Source organism: Caballeronia grimmiae, assembly GCF_000698555.1.
GTDB lineage: Bacteria > Pseudomonadota > Gammaproteobacteria > Burkholderiales > Burkholderiaceae > Caballeronia > Caballeronia grimmiae.
This window is the reverse complement of the sequence record NZ_JFHE01000005.1, coordinates 24,424-48,545: the sequence shown is the minus strand read 5'-3', so window position 1 is coordinate 48,545 and position 24,122 is coordinate 24,424. Positions and strand designations below refer to the sequence as shown.

General features: G+C 62.7%; 23 protein-coding genes. 6 read left to right on the top strand and 17 right to left on the bottom strand.

Annotated elements, in window-relative coordinates:
- Window positions 1-88: 88 nt before the first annotated feature.
- The 10 genes from ada to BG57_RS07910 form a co-directional block, all read right to left on the bottom strand.
- Window positions 89-1,171, bottom strand: coding sequence for a bifunctional DNA-binding transcriptional regulator/O6-methylguanine-DNA methyltransferase Ada (gene ada / locus BG57_RS07955; protein ID WP_035962403.1), 1,083 nt, complete (start codon window positions 1,169-1,171; stop codon window positions 89-91).
- A 338-nt stretch (window positions 1,172-1,509) separates the two neighbouring features.
- Window positions 1,510-2,847 carry an ATP-dependent protease ATPase subunit HslU gene (gene hslU, locus BG57_RS07950; RefSeq protein ID WP_035962048.1) on the bottom strand — a complete coding sequence of 446 codons (1,338 nt, stop codon included), beginning with the start codon at window positions 2,845-2,847 and terminating at the stop codon, window positions 1,510-1,512.
- Window positions 2,848-2,858: 11 nt separating this feature from the next.
- Complete coding sequence (gene hslV, locus BG57_RS07945) at window positions 2,859-3,395, bottom strand: ATP-dependent protease subunit HslV (protein ID WP_035962047.1); 537 nt, start codon at window positions 3,393-3,395, stop codon at window positions 2,859-2,861.
- A 354-nt stretch (window positions 3,396-3,749) separates the two neighbouring features.
- A complete protein-coding gene (gene dksA / locus BG57_RS07940; RefSeq protein ID WP_035962045.1) occupies window positions 3,750-4,166 on the bottom strand; it encodes an RNA polymerase-binding protein DksA in 417 nt (138 codons plus the stop codon).
- Between the two features lie 559 nt (window positions 4,167-4,725).
- Entirely contained in the window at window positions 4,726-5,799 is a 1,074-nt protein-coding gene (locus BG57_RS07935) for a CobW family GTP-binding protein (protein WP_035962043.1), read from the bottom strand.
- Between the two features lie 107 nt (window positions 5,800-5,906).
- A complete protein-coding gene (locus BG57_RS07930) occupies window positions 5,907-7,106 on the bottom strand; it encodes a class I SAM-dependent rRNA methyltransferase (protein WP_035962041.1) in 1,200 nt (399 codons plus the stop codon).
- Window positions 7,107-7,140: 34 nt separating this feature from the next.
- Entirely contained in the window at window positions 7,141-8,082 is a 942-nt protein-coding gene (xerC, locus tag BG57_RS07925; RefSeq protein ID WP_035962039.1) for a tyrosine recombinase XerC, read from the bottom strand.
- A gap of 7 nt (window positions 8,083-8,089) precedes the next feature.
- The gene (locus BG57_RS07920; protein WP_035962037.1) at window positions 8,090-8,806 is read right to left on the bottom strand and encodes a DUF484 family protein; all 717 of its coding nucleotides are present in this window, start codon (window positions 8,804-8,806) and stop codon (window positions 8,090-8,092) included.
- A 33-nt stretch (window positions 8,807-8,839) separates the two neighbouring features.
- Window positions 8,840-9,712, bottom strand: coding sequence for a diaminopimelate epimerase (dapF, locus tag BG57_RS07915; protein ID WP_035962035.1), 873 nt, complete (start codon window positions 9,710-9,712; stop codon window positions 8,840-8,842).
- Between the two features lie 51 nt (window positions 9,713-9,763).
- A complete protein-coding gene (locus BG57_RS07910; protein ID WP_035962033.1) occupies window positions 9,764-10,648 on the bottom strand; it encodes a lipid A biosynthesis lauroyl acyltransferase in 885 nt (294 codons plus the stop codon).
- A gap of 271 nt (window positions 10,649-10,919) precedes the next feature.
- Between BG57_RS07910 and metK the strand changes: the two genes are divergently transcribed.
- Window positions 10,920-12,107, top strand: a complete 1,188-nt coding sequence (gene metK, locus BG57_RS07905) for a methionine adenosyltransferase (RefSeq protein WP_035962031.1) — start codon at window positions 10,920-10,922, stop codon at window positions 12,105-12,107.
- Between the two features lie 86 nt (window positions 12,108-12,193).
- On the opposite strand, the gene BG57_RS07900 is transcribed toward metK, so the two are convergent.
- A complete protein-coding gene (locus BG57_RS07900) occupies window positions 12,194-12,544 on the bottom strand; it encodes a hypothetical protein (RefSeq protein ID WP_174447198.1) in 351 nt (116 codons plus the stop codon).
- Window positions 12,545-12,868: 324 nt separating this feature from the next.
- Between BG57_RS07900 and BG57_RS07895 the strand changes: the two genes are divergently transcribed.
- Complete coding sequence (locus BG57_RS07895; protein ID WP_035962027.1) at window positions 12,869-13,645, top strand: phytanoyl-CoA dioxygenase family protein; 777 nt, start codon at window positions 12,869-12,871, stop codon at window positions 13,643-13,645.
- Window positions 13,646-13,655: 10 nt separating this feature from the next.
- On the opposite strand, the gene BG57_RS07890 is transcribed toward BG57_RS07895, so the two are convergent.
- Both BG57_RS07890 and BG57_RS07885 read right to left on the bottom strand, forming a co-directional pair.
- Window positions 13,656-13,859: a DUF3185 family protein gene (locus tag BG57_RS07890; protein WP_035962024.1), complete on the bottom strand. Its 204-nt coding sequence runs from the start codon at window positions 13,857-13,859 to the stop codon at window positions 13,656-13,658.
- Window positions 13,860-13,923: 64 nt separating this feature from the next.
- Entirely contained in the window at window positions 13,924-14,718 is a 795-nt protein-coding gene (locus BG57_RS07885) for a mechanosensitive ion channel family protein (protein WP_035962022.1), read from the bottom strand.
- A 192-nt stretch (window positions 14,719-14,910) separates the two neighbouring features.
- Here BG57_RS07885 and mgrA point away from each other — a divergent pair, with 192 nt between their 5' ends.
- From mgrA to BG57_RS07865, 4 genes are all read left to right on the top strand, one after another.
- Complete coding sequence (mgrA, locus tag BG57_RS07880; protein WP_035962020.1) at window positions 14,911-15,954, top strand: L-glyceraldehyde 3-phosphate reductase; 1,044 nt, start codon at window positions 14,911-14,913, stop codon at window positions 15,952-15,954.
- Window positions 15,955-16,310: 356 nt separating this feature from the next.
- The gene (locus BG57_RS07875; protein ID WP_035962019.1) at window positions 16,311-17,081 is read left to right on the top strand and encodes a ferredoxin--NADP reductase; all 771 of its coding nucleotides are present in this window, start codon (window positions 16,311-16,313) and stop codon (window positions 17,079-17,081) included.
- A gap of 323 nt (window positions 17,082-17,404) precedes the next feature.
- Window positions 17,405-18,226 carry a sensor histidine kinase gene (locus tag BG57_RS07870; protein WP_035962017.1) on the top strand — a complete coding sequence of 274 codons (822 nt, stop codon included), beginning with the start codon at window positions 17,405-17,407 and terminating at the stop codon, window positions 18,224-18,226.
- A gap of 8 nt (window positions 18,227-18,234) precedes the next feature.
- Window positions 18,235-18,891: a response regulator gene (locus BG57_RS07865; RefSeq protein WP_035962402.1), complete on the top strand. Its 657-nt coding sequence runs from the start codon at window positions 18,235-18,237 to the stop codon at window positions 18,889-18,891.
- Window positions 18,892-18,960: 69 nt separating this feature from the next.
- Here BG57_RS07865 and dbpA read toward each other — a convergent pair whose 3' ends face one another.
- From dbpA to gyrB, 4 genes are all read right to left on the bottom strand, one after another.
- A complete protein-coding gene (gene dbpA / locus BG57_RS07860; RefSeq protein WP_035962014.1) occupies window positions 18,961-20,343 on the bottom strand; it encodes an ATP-dependent RNA helicase DbpA in 1,383 nt (460 codons plus the stop codon).
- A 4-nt stretch (window positions 20,344-20,347) separates the two neighbouring features.
- Window positions 20,348-20,542: a hypothetical protein gene (locus BG57_RS07855; protein ID WP_035962012.1), complete on the bottom strand. Its 195-nt coding sequence runs from the start codon at window positions 20,540-20,542 to the stop codon at window positions 20,348-20,350.
- A gap of 71 nt (window positions 20,543-20,613) precedes the next feature.
- Window positions 20,614-21,528, bottom strand: coding sequence for a phosphorothioated DNA-binding restriction endonuclease (locus BG57_RS07850; protein ID WP_052005664.1), 915 nt, complete (start codon window positions 21,526-21,528; stop codon window positions 20,614-20,616).
- 32 nt (window positions 21,529-21,560) lie between these two features.
- Window positions 21,561-24,032: a DNA topoisomerase (ATP-hydrolyzing) subunit B gene (gene gyrB / locus BG57_RS07845; protein ID WP_035962399.1), complete on the bottom strand. Its 2,472-nt coding sequence runs from the start codon at window positions 24,030-24,032 to the stop codon at window positions 21,561-21,563.
- Window positions 24,033-24,122: the final 90 nt, after the last annotated feature.

Genomic DNA, 24,122 nt, shown 5'->3' with positions numbered 1-24,122 from the left:
CCGTTTGCACGTCCGTCTCGCAGTCTTTTCGCGACAAGAAAACGCCCGCGCGTCTCGGCGACGGCGGGCGCATATCCGGTACGACTCGTCAGGCGATCTCGCCGGTTTCCTTATGCGTGCGCTCGGTGTCGAGCAGCGTTTCCTTGCGCGCCAGTCCCCACCGATAGCCGGCGATCGCACCGTCCTTCCCGATCACGCGATGACACGGAATCGCCAGCGCCACCGGGTTCGATGCACATGCGTTCGCCACCGCCCGCACCGCGCCCGGCGACCCGACCGACGCCGCGATCTCCGTATAGCTGCGCGTCTGCCCGTACGGAATGCGCATCAGCGCGTCCCACACCCGCTGTTGAAACGCGGTTGCGCCGATGTCGAGCGGCAAATCGAAACGCTCGCGCGTGCCTTGGAGATACGCACGGATCTGCGCGACGAACGGCGCGAGACGCGCGGCGTCCTCGATGCGCGCGGCCTGCGCGAAATCCGCCGCAAGCTGGCCGATGAGGGCGTCACGGTCATCGCCGAAAGCGATCTTGCAGACGCCCTTGTCCGTCGCCGCGATCAGCGCGACGCCGAGCGGCGTATCGGCGGTGACGTAGCGCACCGTGAGTCCCGCGCCCTTGCGCCGATACGCCGATGGCGTCATGCCGAGTTCCGTCGCCGCCGCTTCGTACAGCCGCGAAGGCGAGAAGCCCGCGTCGTGCGTGGCGCGAGTCACGTCGCGGCCGCGTTGCAGCGCGTCGCGCAGCACGCCGGCACGCTGCGCCGCCTGATATTGCCGCGGCGAAATGCCGACGATCCGCGTAAACAGCCTTTGCAGATGGAACGGGCTGACGTGTACGGCGTCGCTTAGTTGCGCGAGCGTCATGCGCTGCTGCGGATCGGCGTCGAGCGCCTTGCACGCACGTTCGACGATCGCGAGTTCGCGCGGCAGGCTCGTCGGCTGACAGCGCTTGCACGGACGATACCCGGCGGCGGCGGCTTCGTCTGTCGTCGTAAAGAACGAGACATTCTCCCGACGCGGCGCCCGTGACGCGCACGACGGCCGGCAAAACACGCCCGTGGTGCGCACGGCGAAGAAGAACGCGCCGTCGGCGCGGGCGTCGCGCTCGGCGACGGCTTGCCAGCGGCTTTCGGATGACTGATAGGGAAGGTCGATGCGGGCGGTATTCATGAGAACCTCGGCGGCTTTTGGGTACGCGTCCACTGTATTGCCGCGCCGAAGAGGTTACGCGCCGTTTCTTGCGCTGTCATCGTGCGATTCGTCCAGCGCGTCACAAAAAGTGACGCACAGATACCACACATCGACGCCATAGGGGTTTTTACTAGAAAAACTATTGCGTCGCATCAACACGCTGTGTATGATTGGAACTGTCTCCTCCATGTCTCCTCCTGATATGGATTCAACCCGCCGGCCAGGCGGGTTTTTTTTCGCCTGTCGCTTTCGCGGCCCGTGAGCGCGGGCGTAAAAAAACCGGGCGCGCGGCCCGGTTTGCTCGTCGGCGATTCCCCTTACAGCACGTACCGCGACAAATCCTCGTCCTGCGCCACTTCGCCCAACGCACGATCGACGTAAGCCGCATCGATCTTCACCGGCTGGCCCGTGTGATTGCCCGCCGCGAACGACACTTCTTCCAGCAGCTTCTCAATGACCGTATAAAGCCGCCGCGCCCCGATGTTCTCCGTCTTCTCGTTGACCGAGTACGCGATTTCGGCAAGCCGGCGGATGCCGTCGTCGGCGAAATCGAGTTCGACCTCTTCAGTTGCGAGCAGCGCCTTGTACTGCTTGACGAGGCTGGCATCGGTCGAATTCAGGATCGATTCGAAGTCCTGCACCGAAAGCGAATCGAGTTCGACGCGGATCGGGAAACGGCCCTGCAATTCGGGGATGAGGTCGCTCGGCTTCGCGAGATGGAACGCGCCGCTCGCGATGAAGAGAATGTGATCCGTCTTGATCATCCCGTACTTGGTGTTGATCGTCGTGCCTTCGACGAGCGGCAGCAAATCCCGCTGCACGCCCGCACGCGACACTTCCGCCCCGCCGACTTCGCTGCGCGACGCGATCTTGTCGATTTCATCCAGAAACACGATGCCGTTCTGCTCGACATTCTGAACCGCCCGGCTCTTGACCTCTTCGTCGTTGAGCAACTTGCCGGCTTCCTCGTCGGTCAGGAGCTTGAGCGCTTCCTTGACCTTCACTTTCCGACGCGTCTTCTTGCCGCCGCCGATGTTCGCGAACATCGAGCGAATCTGCTCGGTCATGTCCTCCATGCCCGGCGGCCCCATGATGTCCATGCCGGCTTGCGGCATTTCCACGTCGAGCTCGATTTCCTTGTCGTCCAGCGCGCCTTCCCGCAGACGCTTGCGGAAGGTCTGGCGCGTCGTGTTGTCGCCTTCGCTCGTGGTTTCCGCCGCGCCGAAACCGACCGGCCGCGCCGTCGGCAGCAGAATGTCGAGGATGCGGTCTTCGGCGCGATCCTCGGCCTTCGTGCGAACCTTCTTCATTTCCGATTCACGCGTCTGCTTCACGGAAATCTCAATCAGATCGCGCACGATACTGTCGACATCGCGGCCCACGTAGCCGACTTCGGTGAACTTGGTCGCTTCAATCTTGATGAACGGCGCGTCCGCGAGTTTCGCGAGACGCCGCGCGATTTCGGTCTTGCCGACGCCCGTCGGCCCGATCATCAGAATGTTCTTCGGCGTGATTTCCTGACGCAGCGGCTCCGCGACCTGCTGACGGCGCCAGCGGTTGCGCAGCGCGACGGCGACGGCTTTCTTCGCGCGTCCCTGCCCGATGATGTGTTTGTCGAGTTCGGAGACGATTTCGGAGGGAGTCATGGTGGTCATCGCGGGGTCCTTTATTCGATCGTCTCGATGACGCGATTGTGATTGGTATAGATGCACATATCGCCGGCGATCGTCAGCGCTTTCTCGACGATATCGCGCGGCGCGAGTTCGGTGTTTTCCGCAAGCGCCTGCGCGGCGGCCTGGGCGTAGGCGCCGCCGGAGCCGATCGCGCAGATGCCGTTTTCGGGATCGAGCACGTCGCCGTTGCCGGTGATGACGAGCGTCGCGTCCTTGTCCGCGGTGATGAGCATGGCTTCGAGCCGGCGCAGCATGCGGTCGGTGCGCCAGTCCTTGGCGAGTTCGACGGCGGCGCGCGTGAGATTGCCTTGGTGCTTTTCGAGCTTGGCTTCGAAGCGGTCGAGCAGCGAGAACGCGTCGGCGGTGCCGCCGGCGAATCCGACCAGCACCTTGCCGCCATAGATGCGGCGCACTTTTCTGGCGCCGCCCTTCATGACGATGTTGCCGAGCGTCACCTGACCATCGCCGCCCAACGCGACTTTGCCGCCGCGCCGCACGGAGACGATGGTCGTGCCGTGAAATTGTTCCATGTGCGTTCCTTAAGAAAACAGAAGAACGCGGGCGGCTTCGCGAAGACTGTCGAGCCGCCACGCAGTCGAGAATTCGATGGAGTGCACGGCGCGGGGTTCCGCCGGCCGATGAGGCGAAAGGCGTACGGCGCCGCGCGCGCGCCTTGCTTTGAGCAGGCGCGTTTTGTTTATCTTAGGGCGTGGCGCGATTTATCAAGTGTGCGAGCGCAGCGTGACGACGGCGCCGGATAAGCAAAAAGGCACACGTCGATCGTGTGCCTTTTCAAGTGGCTGCGGGATGAACAGCCATTTCTCGCGGCGGCGATTCCCCCGTCGCGGGGCGACCCCGCGATCTCACCGCAGGCGGCGCGCGCTTCAGTCGCCGAAGAGCTTCTGGCGCAGTTCGCGCCGTTCTTGCGCTTCGAGCGAGAGCGTGGCGGTCGGACGCGCGATCAGGCGCGGAATCCCGATCGGCTCGCCCGTTTCCTCGCACCAGCCGTAATCGCCGGATTCGATGCGCGCGAGCGACTGCTGCACCTTCTTCAGAAGCTTGCGCTCACGGTCGCGCGTGCGCAGTTCCAGTGCATGCTCTTCCTCGATGGTTGCGCGGTCCGCCGGGTCCGGCACGATCACCGTTTCCCGCAGATTTTCCGTCGTCTGGCCGGCATTCTTGAGAATGTCCGCTTGCAACTGCTCGAGCCGGTTCTTGAAGAAGGCGAGTTGTTCCTCGTTCATGTAGTCCTTCTCGCTCATCTTCAGGATTTCGGCTTCGGTCAAGAGTTTCGTTGTCATCTGCTTGCTTCTTCAATGTAGGGCGATGTCTTCGCGACGCCCGCACTTGCGTTACCCGCATGCCTGCAGCGTTTTGGCATCACGCGACACTCGATGCGGGGCCGAACTCCTCTGGAAACCGATATTGGATGCTGCTCCGTGGCTGCACTCCGGCAACTCGCGGCCCGCCTGGCGCTCCGCCTGACCGGCCCTCCCCGGCCAGTCGAGACATCGTCCCTCGGGACATCCCTTCTTCTGAAACCCGACGGTAAAGCGCTTGCGACGCGCGCCGATCGGATCTGCCCTTCTCCAGTGGGGCTGTATTGTAACTGAACCGCAATTTCCGACTAAACCTACGGAAAACCCTGTCAAAAATTGTCGGAATCTCAAAAATATAACGCCTGAACGTGCAAAAAGCGATGTCCGTTCGTGGGCGTGATTACACATCGCGAAAGAAAAGCATCACGAAAAACGCCGCACGCGAAAATTCACGGCGGCGTTTCATCGTTTCATGCGTTGCGCCGTGAGGCGCTGTCGCACGTGCAAGCCAGATGCGTGCCGGACACGCATCCATTGCGCATCACTTCACGAGACAGGCGTCGAGGCCGTCGGTGATGAGGTCCTTCGGCAGTTCGATACCGATGAACACCATCTTGCTGTTCTTCTTCTCGACCGGCAGCCACTTGCCCGCGAGGTCGCTGCCCATCATCTGATGGACGCCCTGAAACACGACCTTGCGATCCACGCCCTTCATATACAGCACGCCCTTGTAGCGCAGCAGCCGTTCGCCGTAGATCTGCAGAATGCCGCCGAGGAAGTCTTCGAGACGGTTCGGATCGAACGGCTTGTCGCTGCGATACACGAACGACTTGATCTTGTCATCGTGATGCGCGTGATGATGATGGTGATGCTCGTGATCGTGGCTGTGATCGTGACCGCAAGTCTCATGGTCGTGATCGTGGTCGTGCGCGTGATCGTGGTCATGCGCGTGATCGTGATCGTCTTCCGCGAGGAAGTCCGGATCGATTTCCAGCTTCGAGTTCAGATTGAAGCCGCGCAGATCGAAGATTTCCTTGATGTCCGCTTCGCCGAAATTGACGACCTTGATCGCGGCGCGCGGGTTCATGTGCAGCAGGCGATGCTTCAGCGCCTCGAGCGCGTCTGCGTCGACGAGATCGGACTTCGTGATGAACAGGCGATCCGCAAAGCCGACCTGGCGCTGCACCACTTCCTGCTGATCGAGCTGCGTGTTCGCGTGCTTGGCATCGACGAGCGTGATGATCGCGTCGAGCAGGAATTCGTCGGCGACGGTGTTATCCATGAAGAACGTCTGCGCGACCGGGCCCGGATTCGCGAGGCCGGTGGTTTCGATCACCACGCGGTCGAAGTCGAGCGTGCCGGCCTTCTTGCGGTTCGCCAGGTCTTCGAGCGCACGCGCCAGATCGCCGCGAATCGTGCAGCAGATGCAGCCGTTGCTCATCTGAATGATCTGCTCGTTCGTGTCCTGCACGAGAATTTCGTTGTCGATGTTCTCTTCGCCGAACTCGTTCTCGATCACGGCGATCTTCATGCCGTGCTTCTCGTTCAGAATGCGCTTGAGCAGCGTCGTCTTTCCGCTGCCGAGGAAGCCGGTCAGGATGGTTACGGGAATCATGGTGTCGCCTGTTTCCTTGTCAGTGTTCGGGAATCGCGTCGAATCGCCTATTGGAACATATTCGTCAAGCCGATGCTGCGCCTGCCATCGCGCTCAAATAAGGCCGTTCACGCGATTTGCAACAGCAGCCCTTTCAGGTACTCGCCTTCGGGAAACGCCGTCAGCAGCGGATGATCGACGCCCGCGCCCAACCGTTTGAGGATGCGCGCATCGACGCGGGCATCGGCGGCGGCGCCCGCGACGATCTTCTGAAACAGCTCCGAATCGATCGCGCCGGAGCACGAATAGGTGAAGAGCAGGCCGCCCGGACGCAGCAGCTTGAAGCCGCTCAGGTTGATGTCCTTGTAGGCCCGCGCGGCCCGATCGACGGTTTCGCGCGACGGCGCGAACTTCGGCGGATCGAGCACGATCAGGTCGAAGCGCTGGCCTTCGTCGTAGAGACGGCGCAGCGTCTTGAAGGCGTCGGCGTCGAGCCATTCGGCTTTGTCCGCATCAAAGCCGTTGGCCTTCACGTTCTCCCGCGCCAGCGCGAGCGCCTCGCCCGATGAATCGACCGAGACGACGCGCGTCGCCCCGCCCTTCAGCGCGGCCAGCGAGAAACCGCCCGTGTAGCAGAAGCAGTTGAGCACTTCGCGGCCTTGCGCGTTCTGCTGCACGAGCACGCGGTTATCGCGCTGGTCGACGTAGAAGCCTGTCTTGTGGCCGTTGCGCACGTCGACGTGATAACGCACGCCGCATTCGTTCGTGATGAGCGTCTCGGGCGGCGGCTCGCCGGCAAGCACACCGGTGATTTGCTCGAGCCCTTCCTTCTGGCGGATCGATACGTCCGAGCGCTCGTAGACGTTCGGGCAGCCGGTCGCCGCGATGAGCGCCTGCACGATCGCGTCCTTCCACGTTTCGACGCCCGTCGCCATGAACTGGCAGACGAGTTGCGAGTGCGCGCCCTGATCCGCGACGTAGTAATCGACGATCAGTCCCGGCAAGCCGTCCGCTTCGCCGAAGACGAGACGCGTCGCGCCAGTATCGCGAATCATCGATTGCCGATGCGCGACCGCGCGCTGCACGCGCCGCTTGAAGAAAGCGTGATCGACGGGCTCGGCTTCGTCGAAGGTCCAGACGCGCGCACGAATCTGCGAATGCGGACTGTACGATGCCCGCGCTAGAAAACGGCCGTCGGCGGCGCGCACGGTGACGGTCGCGCCAGGCGCGGGATTGCCGTCGACGCGCGCGATGGCGTTCGCGTAAATCCACGGATGGCGGCGGACGAGCGACTTGTCCTTCGCCGGTTTGAGCGTGATGGTATTCATTGCGTAGATGAGAGCGCGCGAGGCGCGCCCGAAGTTAGTCGCGCTTCTTTGCGCGCGGATGCGCCGAGTCGTAGACGCGGGCGAGATGCTGGAAATCGAGCGACGTATAAACCTGCGTCGCGGTGATGCTCGCATGGCCGAGCAGTTCCTGCACCGCGCGCAGATCGCCGCTCGACTGCAGCACGTGCGTGGCGAACGAATGGCGCAGCACGTGCGGATGAACGTTCGTCGGGATGCCGGCCATCAACGCGATGCGCTTGACGCGCTCGCGCACGACGCCCGGCGACATGCGATTGCCGCGCACCGACAGAAAGAGCGGATGCGGATCGAGCCGGATGAACTGATCGCGGACCTCGATCCACGCGCGCAGTGCGTCGATCGCCTTGCGGCCGACCGGCACCGAACGCCGCCGACCGCCCTTGCCGAGCACGGTCACTTCCTCGTGCGCGAGATCGAGCCAGCCCGCCGACCGATAACCGTCTTTCTCGACGAACTGAACATCCAGTCCGACGAGCTCCGCGAGCCGCAATCCAGACGAATAAAAGAGCTCGAGGATCGCGTGATCGCGCAGCGCTTCGGGCGTGCCGGCTTGCGGCGCGTCCATCAGCGTCATGGCGTCATCGACGGAAAGCGCCTTCGGCAGCGTTTTCTCGCGCTTGGGCGCGCGCACGGTCGCGACCGGATTCGCGGGCATCGGGACGCGCTCGGCGAGCCATCGATAGAACGCGCGCCAGGCCGACAACCGATGCGCAATCGAGCGCGACGACAGTCCCGCCGCGTGCGCCCGAACGACCGCGCCGCGTATGTCCGCCGCGACCAGCGTTTCGAGCGGGCGGCCTTTCGCGATCGCGCGGAGTTCGCCGAGTTCGTAGGTGTAGCCGCGCAGCGTGTGTTCGGAGAGACGCCGCTCGTGCTCGAGCATCGCCAGATAGGCGGCGATCGGATCGCCTGGCGCGTTGTCGGCGGCGTCGGTCATGAGTGGCTCAGTTCGGCAGCAGACGGCTCAGCGCCGCGCTGGCCAGCACGCCGATCTGCGTGAGGAAATCGGTGGCCATGCCGTCGTGGAAACGGCGCGCATCGGGCGATCCCATCACCAGCAGGCCGAACGCGGGCGCATCCGGGCCGGCTTGCGGGTCGCGCAAGGCGAGCAGCGCAACCGACTGAACGCCGCGCTCGGCGGATGCGCCGCCCGCCGCGCCGCTCGTCGCCGATGCCGAATTCGCCGCGCCCAGCCACTGCGCCGCCGCGAAACCGCTGTTCGCGCCGCAGTAAGGCGCATCCAGACTATGCGCGAAAATGCGCACTTCCTCGCCGACGTGACGCGCGAAATCGGCCTGGCGGTACGCTTCGTCGACATCCCACACGCGCAGTGCGGCGTGCGGCACGTCGAAGACTTCGCACAGGCCGCCGCTAATGGTGGCGGGCAACGCGTACGGATCGCGCTGACCGATCACGCGCGTGGTCCAGCGGTTGAACTTCGTTGAAATGCTGTCGTTTTCGTGGCCGTAGCGCAGCAGTTCGGCGAGACGCCGTTCCAGTTGCTTGTTCTTGTCGCGCAGCATTTCCATCTGCCGTTCCTGCAGCGACACAGCGGCCTTGCCATGCGGATTCGACAGCCGGATGGTGCCGAGCAGTTCAGCGTGCTCGACGAAAAAATCGGGGTTCTCGATCAGATAGTCGGCGACTTCGCGTGGATTCATGTTTGCCTGATACAGATAGATGCGTGGTCCGGCTCAGCCGATGCCGGGAAGCTCGATTTCACCTTCGAACACCGTTGTCGCGGGGCCTGCCATGAAGAGCGCGGCGGATTCGTCGCGCGCGCCGTCCCAGCGGATGGTCAGCGTGCCGCCGTGCGTTTCGACGCACACCGGCGAATCGAGCAGACCGCGGCGGATGCCTGCCGCCACCGCCGCGCACGCCCCGGTACCGCACGCGAGCGTTTCGCCCGCGCCGCGCTCGTAGACTCGCAACTTGACCGAATGGCGATCGACGATCTGCATGAAGCCTGCGTTGACGCGCTTCGGAAAGCGCGCGTGGCGCTCGACGAGCGGGCCTTCCGTCAGCACGGGATACGCTTCGACATCCTCTACTACTTGCACCGCGTGCGGATTGCCCATCGACACGGCGGAGATCCAGCGCGTTTCGCCGGCCACGTCGATCGGCCAGAGCGTGTCCTTGCCTTCACGGCGGCCTTCGAGACCGTGCGCGTCGAACGGCACGTCGGGCGGATCGAATACCGGCGTGCTCATATCGACGATGACTTCACCGTCTTCCTGCATCGTCAGCGTGATGACGCCTTTCTGCACCTGCACGCGAATGGTCGACGCGTCGGTGAGGCCGCGATCGCGCACGAACTTCACGAAACAGCGCGCGCCATTGCCGCAATGCTCGACTTCGCCGCCATCGCAATTGAAGATGCGATATTTGAAATCGACGCCGTCGATAGTCGGCTTTTCGACGAGCAGCAACTGGTCCGCGCCCACGCCGAAATGACGGTCGGCCAGCGCGCGCACTTGCGCGGGGCTCGGATCGAGCGTCTGCGAGTAGCCGTCGAGCACGACGAAGTCGTTGCCCGCGCCCTGCATCTTGGTGAACTTGAGTTTCATGGCCGCTATTGTATGTGAGCGATGCAGCGCCGTTCGACGCCGTGCCGGCGCTCAATAAAAGCCGGGCTCGCCGGGCGGCCGCGTCTTGAAACGCTTGTGGACCCAGTAATACTGCTCCGGAATGCGCGGAATCTGCTCTTCGAGGAATTCGTTCATGCGGCGCGCGTCCGCGACGTCGTCGCCGGTCGGGTAGTTCTGCCACGGCTCGAATACCTTCAGCCGATAACCCTTGTAGTTCGGCAACACTTCGCCGATGAACGGCACGACTTGCGCCTTCCCTGTCTTCGCGAGACGGCCGACGGCGGTGAGCGTACACGTCGGTATGCCGAAGAACGGCACGAACGTCGAATTGCGCATGCCGTAATCCATGTCCGCGCCGAGCATCACGGGCTTGCGGTCGCGCAGCCAGCGCAGCACGACGCGCGCGCTGTCCGCGCGGCTCGCCATGTCGGCGCCGAAGCGCGCGCGCTGCGCTTTCGCTACCGCTTCGATCTGCGGATTCGAAAATGGCTGATAAAGCGATCCGCACCGCCGATGCAGCGAGTAGTTCAAAAAGATCGATCCCGCCTCGATGCCGACGAAGTGCAGGCCGAGGAACAGCGTCGGCGGCAGATCGGGATCGGTGAGGTCGATGGCGCTATCGACTTCGACCAGCTTTTCGAGCTTCTTCGCGGAGCCGAACCATTGCACGCTGCGCTCGACGTAGCTGCGGATAGCGTGGCGGAAATGCTTCTGCGCGACTTCCTCGCGGCGCTCGGGCGTCCATTCGGGGAAGCAGAGTTTCAGATTCGTATGCACGATGCGCCGGCGGCGGCTCGGAATCTGATAGAGCAGCCAGCCGAGGCCGTCGCCGAAACGGGCCGTGATGCCATAAGGAATGATCGCCAGAAACTTGAGAAAGCCAATGGCAAGCGATACACCGATGCGCCCTAGCATGACGTGCCCCAGCGAACAGAGGGGCGGCAGCGTGGAGCGGAATATTGACGCGGGGCGAATGACAACAAGCGTTCGGCTCTGTGAAAACACGGGAAACCGGTATAATAAGACCTTCGCCGAGTTAATGGACAACTTGCGGGGCGAAGCCGGCCGAAGCCTGATCAAATCGGGCAGAAGCCGGAGAAAGGACATCCGCTAAAGCGTCGCCGCTTCAGACTCCAAACGAAGCCGGCTACGTGAATCTCAACCGTACTCAATTGGAGTCTGAAGCGTGTCAAACGACTATCTCTTTACTTCCGAATCCGTTTCCGAAGGCCACCCGGACAAGGTCGCCGACCAAATCTCCGACGCCATCCTCGACGCCATCCTGTCGCAGGACAAATACTCGCGCGTCGCAGCGGAAACGCTCTGCAATACAGGTCTCGTCGTCCTCGCGGGCGAAATCACGACCAGCGCCAACGTCGATTACATCCAGATCGCGCGCGACACCATCAAGCGCATCGGCTACGACAACACCGATTACGGCATCGACTATCGCGGCTGCGCGGTGCTCGTCGCTTATGACAAGCAATCGCCGGACATCGCGCAAGGCGTGAACAAGGCGCACGACGACAACCTCGACCAAGGCGCGGGCGACCAGGGCCTGATGTTCGGCTACGCATGCGACGAAACGCCCGAACTCATGCCGCTGCCGATCCACCTTTCGCACCGTCTGGTCGAGCGCCAGGCGAACCTGCGCCGCGATGGCCGTCTGCCCTGGCTGCGTCCGGATGCGAAGTCGCAAGTCACGGTGCGTTATGTCGACGGCAAGCCGCACTCCATCGATACCGTCGTGCTGTCCACGCAGCACTCGCCGGACATCGACCTTACGCAACTGCGCGAGGCGGTGATCGAAGAAGTCATCAAGCCGACGCTGCCGAAGGAACTCATCAAGGGCGACATCAAGTTCCTGGTGAACCCGACGGGCCGGTTCGTGATCGGCGGTCCGCAAGGCGATTGCGGTCTGACGGGCCGCAAGATCATCGTCGATACGTACGGCGGCGCGGCTCCGCACGGCGGCGGCGCGTTCTCGGGCAAGGACCCGTCGAAGGTCGACCGCTCGGCGGCTTACGCGGGCCGCTATGTGGCAAAGAACATCGTCGCGGCGGGGCTGGCTTCGCGCGCGCTGATTCAGGTGTCGTATGCAATCGGCGTGGCGCGCCCGACTTCGGTCATGGTGAACACCTTCGGCACCGGCCGCGTCTCGGATGCGGAGATCACCAAGCTCGTGCTGGAACATTTCGACCTGCGTCCGAAGGGCATCATCCAGATGCTGGACCTGCTGCGCCCGATCTACGAAAAGTCGGCGGCTTATGGCCACTTCGGCCGCGAAGAGCCGGAATTCTCGTGGGAAGCCACGGACAAGGCGCTCGTGCTGGCTGAAGCAGCAGGCACCGAACCGGTCGCGCGCGTGGCCTGAAGCTGGCGCGGGGCTGACAACAAAAAACCGGCAGGCGTTGCGCCTGCCGGTTTTTTTATTGCCGTTCGTAAAGCCGCGTACGGCTTTCAGCGCACCGCGAAGTCGTACCAGCCGGCGCTGCTCGCCGACACGCGACGCGGCCGCCGGCTCGTCAGCGTAGTGCTCTTCGGCTTGGGCGTCGGAGCGCGCAGTTGCATCGGACGCCGCAGCAGCGTCTTGAGCGATACGCTGCGCGAAGCCGCGCGCACGCGGATGCTGAAGAAGAATCCGCGAAACCAGGAGCGGATGCCGTCGACAGGATGCACGGTTCTAATTTGCTCCGCGAGCGCCTGCGTGCGCGCGGAATGATGGCGCAACGCGCGGATCACGCCGCGCCGGGCGGGCCGCGCGGCGCTCGATGCGACGCGTCGAAGGCCAGTAGCGATACGTTGGGTCATGTCGGCAGAAGGTCCGTTTGCGTGGTCGAGGTCGATCGCAAACTTGACGATAGTTGTCTCAGATTAGTGTTCAAGGCTTCGATTCAACCTTGGATGCGAAGTTGCACCGAATCGATGCAGTCAATGTACAAGAGCTTTATTACTGCGTTAAGTCCACGTTTTCCCTGCCGAATAGTGAAGCGAACGCTTCAAATGGCGAATGAAAGGCCCGACTGCACGGGCTGTCGCGCTGCGTCCGACTTACAATGTTCGTATTCGCCCCAATTTCGGGTATTGCGCTGGCGGCATGAGGCGATGCGCTCGCCACGCTTAGGCTGAACGAACATGTTTGAACAAACGTCGCTGAAATCGAAGAAAGAGCAAGTGCAGGAGTTGCGCGAGACGGGCTTCGTGATCGTGAACGGGCTCGTGCCCGACGCGCGTTGCGACCAGATGCGCGAAGTTGCGCAACGGCAACTGGCCGAAGCCGCCGCGCCATTGGAATACGAAGCCGACCTGCGGTATCCCGGTGCGCCGCAATCCAGGCATGCGCCGGGCGGGCAAACCGTGCGACGTCTGCTTGACGCGTACGCGCGCCACGCGTTTTTCGCGGAATTCGCGACGTCGCCGGAAGTGCGCGGCTGGATGGAGCTTTATTTCGGCGAGGCACCGTATCTTTCGCGCGCGCATCACAACTGCGTGATGACGAAGCACCCCGCATACGGCAGCCTGACGGGATGGCATCGCGATGTGCGTTACTGGGCGTTCGAGCGCGACGACCTAGTGTCCGCGTGGGTCGCGCTCGGCGACGAAACTGTCGATAACGGCGCGCTCTGGTTCGTGCCGCGATCGCATCGGCTGGCGTTCACGTCGGATCGTTTCGACGAGGCGAAGTTTTTCCGCGCGGACCTCCCGGAGAACACCGCGCTGATTCGCACGGCGTTTTCACCGGCGCTCAAAAAGGGCGATGTCGTGTTCTTTCACTGCAACACGCTGCATTCGGCGGGCAAGAACCTGACCGAGCAGGTGAAGTTCTCGCTCGTCTACACGTATCGCGGCGCCAGCAACGCTCCGCTGCCGGGCACGCGCTCGGCGTCGAAGCCGGAAGTCGCGCTGATCTGACGCACCGGTTTCAGCGCTTCGACGGCAACGCGAGGCCGATCAGGCCGGCCAGCGACGCGACGATACCGCCCGCGATCAGCCAGATCGTCTTGTTCGTCGGCGAGCCGGTAAAGAATCGCGATACATCGTTGCTCAGCGAATGGAACGACTGGCCGCCGAAGTAAAGCAGCACGACGCCGCCGATCAGCAACGCAACAGAAATCGCCCGGGTCATACGTGTCCTCGTTCTTTTCGGGATGGGGCGCGCCAGCTTACAAGGCGCGCCCGAACGCGTCCAGTCACGCGGCGACGGGCACGCGCGTCAGCGGCTGAATCTGACGCAACAGGTCCGCCTGGACGCCGGGATGATCGGCGGCGCTCGTCCATACGCCCACGTTGAACTTGACGCCCGTATCCGTGTAATCCGTGACGGCGATCCACGGCGCCGACGCGCCTTCCTGAACGATGCGCGGATCCTGAGCCACCATCCGGCGCAGTTCGGCGAGCACGCGCTCGACGTCCTGTCCATGCTGCACGAGGAAGTTGAGCACGACGCGGCGGCGTTCGTTCGCGCTGTAGTTCGTCACCGGATTCGCCCAGATGATGCTGTTGGGCACATACATGACGATGCCGTCGGCTTTCGTGAGACGCGTCGTGAAGAGGCCAATTTCGTTGACCGTTCCCGCCGTCACGCCGATGCCTTCTATGTAATCGCCCACACGGAACGGCCGCAGCAGCAGAAGCATCAGCCCCGCCGCGATGTTTTGCAGCGTGCCCTGCAGCGCCAGGCCGATAGCCAGTCCCGCCGCGCCCAGCACCGTCAGAATGCTCGCCGCCGCGATGCCGAACTTGCCGAGCGCGGCGACGATCGCGACGACGCGAATCGCCCACATCGCGAGGCTCGCGAGCACGGGCGTAAGCGTCGCATCGACATTCGTGCGGCTCAGCGTGCGCCGCAGCGCGTTCGACACGGCGTTCGAAATCCACCAGCCGATAGCGACGATCAGAATCGCCATCAGAATGTTGACGCCGTAAGTCAGCCCGAGCGTGAGCATGAAATCGTAGGCGGGACGCAGTTTGTCGATTGGGTCCACGAGACTCTCCTTAATTGCATGTGAATGATTCCGGATGGCGGGACGGCCGCAGCGCCACGCTCGCGCCCGCGCCGTTTGGCTTACCATTGTCGGTTTTGACCGGACCCGCGAGCGTATCGCAAGGTTCCGGGCATCGGCCACTTACGCTTGTCAAAGTTAGTTCAATTCCGCAACCCGCAAAGGAAATCCGTCATGGCTTACGAAGCAGCTTCAGAGCGCTACACGCAGATGCAATACCGCACATGCGGCAAGAGCGGACTGAAACTGCCGGCGTTGTCGCTGGGTCTCTGGCACAACTTCGGCGATACGACGCCGCTCTCGACGCAGCGCGAAATTCTGCGCGCAGCGTTCGACCACGGCATCACGCACTTCGATCTCGCGAATAACTACGGCCCGCCGTACGGCAGCGCGGAGTCGAACTTCGGCCGCCTGTTCAAGGACGACTTCCGGCCGTATCGCGACGAACTGCTGATTTCGTCGAAAGCGGGCTGGGACATGTGGCCCGGTCCGTACGGCCAGGGCGGCGGATCGCGCAAGTACGTGCTCGCGAGCCTCGATCAGAGCCTGAAGCGCATGGGCCTCGATTACGTCGATATTTTCTATTCGCATCGTTTCGATGCCGACACGCCGCTCGAAGAAACCGCAGGCGCCCTGGCGACGGCCGTGCATTCGGGCAAGGCGCTGTATGTCGGGATTTCGTCGTATTCGGCCGCGAAAACGCGCGAAATGGCGAAGCTGCTGGCCGAGCACAAGGTGCCGCTGCTGATCCATCAGCCGTCGTACAACATGCTCAATCGCTGGATCGAGCACGAGCTGCTCGATACGCTCGACGATGTCGGCGCGGGCAGCATCGCGTTCACGCCGCTCGCGCAAGGACTGCTGACGAGCAAGTATCTGAACGGCGTGCCGCAGGACGCGCGCGTCAACAAGCCGGGCGGCGGATCGCTGAAGCAGGAACATCTGAGCGATGCGAACCTCGCCCATGTTCGCAAGCTCAACGAACTGGCTCAGCGGCGTGGTCAGAGCCTCGCTCAGATGGCGCTCGCGTGGGCGTTGCGCGACGGGCGCGTGACGTCGGTGCTGATCGGTGCGAGCCGTGCGGAACAGGTCGTCGAGAACGTCGGCGCGTTGAAGAACCTTGAGTTCAGCGCGGAAGAACTGGCGGAAATCGACCAGCACGCGCAGGAAGGCGGCATCAACCTGTGGGAAAAGCCGTCGACGGATCAGCGAGTCTGAACGGCGACGCTGCCGCCTTCTGCCGGAAGGGTATTTCGGGATAGGCGCGGCGTCGGTTGCTATGATGCGTGCTCCCGGCCTTTTATTGCCGATCAGCAATGAATGGGTAATGTGGCCGGTCCGGCGGAGTTGTGCTTCGTCGCCGCAGCCGTGCCACGAGCGGCCTCGGGACGCGCATCGGCTATCAGGTTAAAATAGCTGATTGCGCCTCTGCAAATGCGCGGCCGTCGAAGGCAGACAGCATGGAATCGCGGACCGTCGAGCCATTCGATTCGTCCATTCGCGCAGCATCGAGCGTAGCGCCCTTCTGACGTCCAGCCCGTGAGCGTCACCGTTTTCGCCTAGTCCAAGAAGCCATGAGCAACCTTAACTCTCAAACCGTTCTGAGCGTCCATCACTGGACCGACACGCTTTTCAGTTTCACCTGCACCCGCGACGCCTCGTTCCGCTTTGAGAACGGCCAGTTCACGATGGTGGGCCTCGAAGTCGACGGCAAGCCGCTTCTGCGCGCCTACAGCCTCGCGAGCGCGAACTACGAAGAGCATCTGGAATTCTTGAGCATCAAGGTGCCGGACGGCCCGCTGACTTCGCGCCTTCAGCATTTGAAAGTGGGCGATTCCGTGCTGATCGGCAAGAAGCCGACGGGCACGCTCGTCGCGGACAATCTGCTGCCCGGCAAGACGCTGTGGCTGCTGTCGACCGGCACCGGGCTCGCGCCGTTCATGTCGATCATCAAGGACCCCGACGTCTACGACCGCTTCGACAAGATCGTGCTTACGCACACCTGCCGTTTCGTCGACGAGCTCGCGTACAAGGATTTCATCACCGAGCACTTGCCGGCGCACGAGCATATCGGCGAGATCGTCTCGGAAAAGCTCGTGTATTACCCGACGGTGACGCGCGAAGAGTTCGCGAACCGCGGCCGCATTACGGATCTGATTGAAACGAAGAAGCTGTTCGCGGATATCGGCGTGGAGCCGTTCTCGATCGAAAACGACCGCGTGATGCTTTGCGGCAGCCCGCACATGCTGCGCGACACGCGCCAGTTGCTCGACTCGATGGGCTTCCAGGAAGGCAGCAATAACCATCCGGGGCATTACGTCGTGGAGAAGGCGTTCGTCGGCTGATCGGCTGCGACGTTTTAGTGCAATACGGAAACCGGAGCTTCGCGCTCCGGTTTTTTTTTCGCCCAGGCATCTGCTTGTTACAAGTTGCGTAGGGCAAGTGCCTAAACATCACATTCGCTGATGCTGTGAAACGGCATGAGGTATATCGCCGCAACCCTTGCCGCACCTGCGATTGATCATAATTTTGAGATATGATGCAATTACCTTGAGCGAAGCCGAATATGTGCTTCGCCGCCTTCGATGTTACGGAGTGTAAATTTCGTTACGCTCGCTCGTGAGTTCGCCGAGGACGTAGCGCCAGTTGCGCTCAAAGCGAGGAAAGAATGAACACGTTGGCTTCGTCGACGCACGATGAGCGCCCAACGCCCCGCGCGGAATTGCGCGGGGCTTCGTCGTCGCACTCGCCGTTCTCCGCGCTTTTCGAAGCCACGTTGCGCAGCGATCGCGAGCTGCAATTGCTGAGTGAGCGCGTCCGCGATCTGAGTGCGAGACTCGCTGCCGCCGACGAGCACGCCCGCCGCAGCATTGCCCGGGATCTGCACGATGAAACCGGCGCGATACTGACAGCCGCCAATCTGGCGATCTCCCGCGCGGAATATTTCCTCCCGACCGATGCCCCCGCCGTTTGCGTGGAAGCGCTCCGTCAGGCGCGAGAATGCCTGATGGAGGCCGCGGACACGAGCCATCGCATCGTGGAGCGTTTGCACGAACCTGCCTTGGCCGACGGCCTGTGCGCTACGCTTCGCCGATTGATCGACGGTTTTCGAACGGCGTCTTCGCTCCGTGTCGATTTATCTTGTTCAGTTGAAAACAGCGTTCCCGCCGACGCAGCCCTGGCGCTTTATCGCATCGCGCAGGAAGCCCTCGCGAACGTCGCACGCCACGCGAAAGCGACGCACGCAAGCGTAACGCTCACCGCCGATGCGGACGCGCTGACGCTCGTCGTCGAAGACGATGGCGTCGGCATGACGCCCGCCGCGCGTCGCAAGACGGGGCGCTTCGGGATCGAGGGTATGCGCGAGCGCTGCGAGGCGCTGGGCGGCGCCTTGTTGATCGCTTCGTCGAAAGCGGGCGGCACGTCGGTACGCGCACGCCTGCCGTGGACCGTCGCGCCGCGTCCGACGCCGCGCTCCGTCAACGCCTGAACCTGTCGATGACGCTCAAAGTCCTGCTCGCAGACGACCACGCCATCGTGCGGCGCGGTGTCGCACAATTGCTGCTCGAGCGCGGGATTGCATCGGAGGTCCGCGAAGCGGCAACGGGCGCGGACGCGCTCACGCTGGCGGCGCGCGAGCCTTACGACGTCGTGCTGCTCGACATCTCCCTGCCGGACATCACCGGTCTCGACGTGCTCAAACGCCTCAGGCGCCTGAAGCATGTGGTTCCGGTGCTCATGTTCTCGATGTATCGCGAAGACCAGTATGCGGTGCGTGCGCTGAAGGCCGGCGCGTCGGGGTATCTGTCGAAAACCGCCGATCCCGCGCTGATGATTCGCGCGGTTCAGCAAGTCGCCGCCGGGCGGAAGTACATCAGCCCGGAAATGGCGGAAGCGCTCGCCAACTACGTCTCGCTCGATACGGAGCGGCAGCCGCACGAAACGCTTTCCGACCGCGAGTTTCAGACGCTTTGCATGCTTGCATCGGGTAAGCGGCTGACGGACATCGCGCACGCGCTCTCGCTGTCGGTCAAGACGGTCAGCGTTTATCGCGCGCGTCTCCTCGACAAGATGAAGCTCGCGAACAACGCTGAACTGACGTACTACGTGATGAGCAACCGCCTCGTCGACATGAATCCGGCTATTGCGGCTTGAGGGGCGGTTTGGCTGGCGAGCGTGAATCGTAAGTCGCTCTTCAAGAACGAATCCACGCTGCCGCCCGACTCACATCCGCCGCACCTTGACCTTCCGCCCCTTGAGTTTCCCGGCACTCAGCTTACGCACCGCATCGTCCGCGACGCCGCGCTCCACTGCGACGTAAGTCACCATATCCATCACGTTGATCTTGCCGATCTGCTCGCCTTTGAAACCCGCTTCGCCCGTGAGCGCGCCGAGCACGTCGCCGGGGCGGATCTTGTCCTTGCGGCCGCCGAGAATCTGCAGCGTCGCCATCGGCGGCTTCAGGTGCCCGGGTTCCGCCGATGTCAGCTCCGCCAGCGGATGCCACTCCACTTCAGCCCGCTGCGCCTCTTCGATTGCCCCGACGCGCCCCATCTCCTCCATGCTCGCCAGCGACAGCGCCCAGCCTTCCTCGCCCGCGCGCCCGGTTCGGCCGATGCGATGCACGTGCACCTCGGGGTCCGGCGTCACATCGACGTTGATGACCGCCTCCAGTTGCGCGATGTCGAGCCCGCGCGCGGCGACATCCGTTGCGACGAGCACCGAGCAACTGCGATTCGCGAACTGCACGAGCACCTGATCGCGTTCGCGCTGCTCGAGTTCGCCATGCAGCGTGAGCGCCTCGAAGCCCTGCGCGAGCAGGACGTCCAGCAGGTCGCGGCATTGCTGCTTCGTGTTGCAGAACGCGAGCGTGCTGACCGGGCGATAGTGATCGAGCAGCAAACCAACCGCGTGCAACCGTTGGTCTTCCTCGACCTGATAGAAGCGCTGCTTGATCTTTGCGTTGCTGTGTTGCTCGGTGAGCTTGATCTCCCGCGGATTGCGCAGGAACTGCTGACTCAGTTTGACGATGCCTTCCGGATATGTCGCCGAGAACAGCAGCGTCTGCCGATCCTTCGGACATTGCCGCGCCACCGATGCGATATCGTCGAAGAAGCCCATGTCGAGCATGCGATCGGCTTCATCGAGGACGAGCGTGCGGACTGCATCGAGCGAAAGCGTCTCTCGTTGCAGATGGTCCATGATGCGCCCGGGCGTCCCCACGACGATATGCGCGCCGTGTTCGAGGCTCGCGACTTGTGGACGCATCGGCGTGCCGCCGCACAGCGTGAGCACTTTGATGTTCTCTTCTGCACGCGCGAGGCGGCGGATTTCCTGCGTGACCTGGTCGGCGAGTTCACGCGTCGGGCACAGCACGATGGCTTGCACCGCGAACTGGCCGACGTCGAGCCGCGCCAGCAGCGGCAACGTGAAGGCGGCGGTCTTGCCGCTGCCCGTCTTGGCCTGCGCGATGAGGTCGTGACCCGCGAGCGCGTGCGGCAGGCTCGCGGCCTGAATCGGCGTCATCGAGGTGTAGCCGAGTTGTTGGAGATTCGCCTGCATCGCGGGCGAGAGCGGCAGGCTGGCGAAGGAAGTATCGGTCATCATGGTGTCAACGCTTGCCGTTGGGCGGGAATTCGGTGACTTGCGCGTACGTGGTTTCGCCATCCTTTGTCCGGCGGCGGGTTACGTAGTTGCGCGCGCCGCACATCGGGCAGCGAAAGAGCAGGCCTTGGCCTTCGTTGTGAATGTTGACGTCAGAGAGCTTCCAGTCTGCGCCGCAGGACTGGTTTCGGCAGGTGAACATGATGAGGTCGCGTGGGCGCGATGGAGTGGGTTAAAGCGAGAGTGTACGCGGGTGGCGATGCGGGGCGGTCTTCAGAGCGGCCGCGGACGTCCTCTGAAGACTTGATCGCGATGCCATGCGACGAACGAATGCGACGGATGATGCTCCCGTTGCACCGGAGCGTTCAGTTGGCCGCCGTGGTGTCTCAACAGTATCTGCTCGAATTGCCTGCTGCCGTGGGCTTTCTCGGAGACGAGCACACGCCGGTCGTCGGCGAGCGTGAACGCGCCCATATCGAACAGCTTGTGATGCAGGCAGCACAGCGCGATGCCGTTCTCGACAGTGTCGGGGCCTTCGAACTGGAACCACTTGATGTGCGCTGCTTCGAGGCCGACGGTGCGGTTGCAGATGCGCATGTCCAGATCGCACAACGCGCAGCGATATTCATAGGCGCGCAGGACGTTGTCGCGGAAGTAGGCGTTTCGGCGCGTCCTGGCGGGTTCTCTTAGGTCCAGCGATGTGAGCGATTCCGGCGCGAGGCCAACGGCGTCGAGGATGTCGTCGTGGATGCTATCGGCGAAATGCGCATCGAGCAGCATGTGCGCGACGGCGCCGATTGCTCGCGGGTCGGCGTCGAACGCACGTTGCACGTCGTCGGAGAAGCGGCCGACGGCATCCAGTTTTCGCAATTGCGTCTTGGTGAGAGCCGCGTTCGGCGCGATACGGTCGGTGGCGTCCTGCGTCTGAACCTGCCAGACGTCGTCGCTCTGCAGGCGCAAGAATGGCATCTCGGGGTAAAGCGTGCGCCGCCACGGGCCGAACTCGCGGAGCAGTTCGTTCAGCTTGCTTTCGTACTGAACGAACGGGACTTCGCGCACGCCGCGACTGTATAGACCGAGCGCCAGGAGCGCGAGCAAAGGCTTATGAGGCGCACGTTCGTCGCCACGCTGCCAGACCTTCAACGCATGGAAGCGTTGAAGGATGCTGGGCTGACTGATTTCTTGCATGTTGCGTTTGAGGCGTGGGAGGAAGTTACCCCTCAAACATCAATATTCCCCGCCCTCAACGCATTACTCTCGATAAACGCCCGACGCGGCTCGACATCATCGCCCATGAGCGTAGTAAAGATGCCATCCGCAGCGATCGCATCTTCGATCTGCACGCGCAGCAACCGCCGCACATTCGGATCCATCGTCGTTTCCCAAAGCTGCTCGGGATTCATCTCACCCAAGCCCTTATACCGCTGCTTCGAAACATTCCGTTCCGCATCCGCGATCAGCCATTTCATCGCGCTCTTGAAATCGGACACAGCCATCGACCGCTCGCCGCGCTTGATCACCGCGCCTTCGCCGATCAAGCCCTTGAACGTATCCGCCGTCGATACGAGTTGCTTGTAATCCGCCGTCAGTTGAAGGTCCTCATCGAGCACAGAGACCTTCACGTTGCCGTGATGACGCCGCTTGATATGCAGCGAGCGCACCTCGCGCACCTGATCGTAAGCCGCTTCGACGCTGACTTCCGGCTTCAGCGGATCGGCCCGCAGCCGTTCCTCCAGCCGCTTCGCCGATGCCTCCGCCTGTTCCTGCGACGACAGATCGATCACCACGCCATCCATCACCGCTTCGAGCGCGGCTGCATCGTAAATGCGGCTCAGTCGATCCACCACCGCTTGCGCCAGCAAATACGCGCGCGCGAGTTCACCGAGCGCATCGCCGCTGATGCCTTCCGCGCCTTCGCTCGGAATCAGTTCCGATCCGTTCAGCGCGAGCTTCAGCATATGCTGGTTGAGCTCGTGCGCGTCCTTCATATACCGCTCGTCCTTGCCCGCCTTGATCTTGTACAGCGGCGGCTGCGCGATATAGATATAGCCGCGCTCGACGATCTCCGGCATCTGCCGATAGAAGAACGTCAGCAGCAACGTGCGGATGTGCGCGCCGTCCACGTCCGCATCCGTCATGATGATGATGCGGTGATAGCGCAGCTTGTCGAGGTTGTAGTCGTCCTTGCCGATGCCACAGCCCAGCGCCGTCACCAGCGTCACGATCTGCTCCGACGAAATGAGCTTGTCGAAGCGCGCCTTCTCCACGTTCAACACCTTGCCGCGCAACGGCAGGATTGCCTGGAACTTGCGGTCGCGGCCTTGCTTCGCCGATCCGCCCGCCGAGTCACCCTCGACGATATAAATCTCCGACTTCGCCGGATCCTTCTCCTGGCAATCCGCGAGCTTGCCCGGCAAACCAATGCCATCCAGCACGCCCTTGCGTCGCGTCATTTCGCGGGCCTTGCGGGCAGCATCGCGCGCTCGCGCGGCATCGACGATCTTGCTCGTGATGATCTTCGCGTCGTTCGGCGTTTCCTGCAGGTAATCTTCCAGCGCCTTCGCGACGATTTCCTCCACCGGCGCGCGCACTTCCGACGACACCAGCTTGTCCTTCGTCTGCGAGCTGAACTTCGGCTCGGGCACCTTCACCGACAGCACGCACGACAACCCCTCGCGCATGTCGTCGCCGGTCGTCTCGACCTTCGCCTTCTTCGCAATCTCGTTGTCCACGATGTACTTGTTGATGACGCGCGTCATCGCGGCGCGCAGGCCGGTCAGGTGCGTCCCGCCATCGCGCTGCGGAATGTTGTTCGTGAAGCAGAGCACGCTTTCGTTGAAGCTGTCGTTCCACTGCATCGCCACTTCGACCGACACGTTGTCGCGCTCGCCCGTCGAATAGAATACGTTCGGATGCAGCACCTGCTTCTGCTTGTTGATGTATTCGACGAAGCCCTTCACGCCGCCCGCGAACGCGAAATCGTCTTCCTTGCCCGTACGCAGATCCGTCAGGCGGATACGCACGCCGTTATTCAGGAACGACAGCTCGCGCATACGCTTGGCGAGAATGTCGTAGTGGAATTCGACATTGCCGAAGATGGTCGCGTCTGCCAGAAAGTGAACTTCGGTGCCGCGGTTTTCGGTTTCGCCGACAACGGGCATCGGCGAATATTGCACGCCGTCTTCTTCGACGATCTCGCGGTTCTGCACGACGCCGCGCGAGAACTCCATGAAATGCTTCTTGCCATCGCGACGCACCGTGAGGCGCAGCCATTCGGACAGCGCGTTCACGCACGACACGCCCACGCCATGCAGGCCGCCTGACACCTTGTAGCTGTTCTGGTCGAACTTGCCGCCGGCGTGCAGTTCCGTCATCACGATTTCAGCGGCGCTGCGCTTCGGATCGTGCTTGTCGTCGCGCTTCAGGCCCGTGGGCACGCCGCGGCCGTTGTCCGTCACGGAGATGGAGTTGTCCGCGTGAATCGTCACGTGGATGTCGTCGCAATAGCCCGCGAGCGCCTCGTCGATGGAGTTGTCCAGCACTTCGAAGACGAGGTGATGCAGACCGGTGCCATCCGACGTATCGCCGATATACATGCCAGGGCGCTTGCGCACGGCTTCCAAACCTTCGAGGATCTGAATGGACGATGCGCCGTAGCTGTTGTCGGGCTGCGAATTTGTGTTTTCAGTCATGGATTTCTTCCGGTTCTGCGTCACTGCTTCGGTTACTGCTCGAACTTTTCAAAACACCTTAAAAACGCCAAAGGGGCGCGCCGCCCCTTG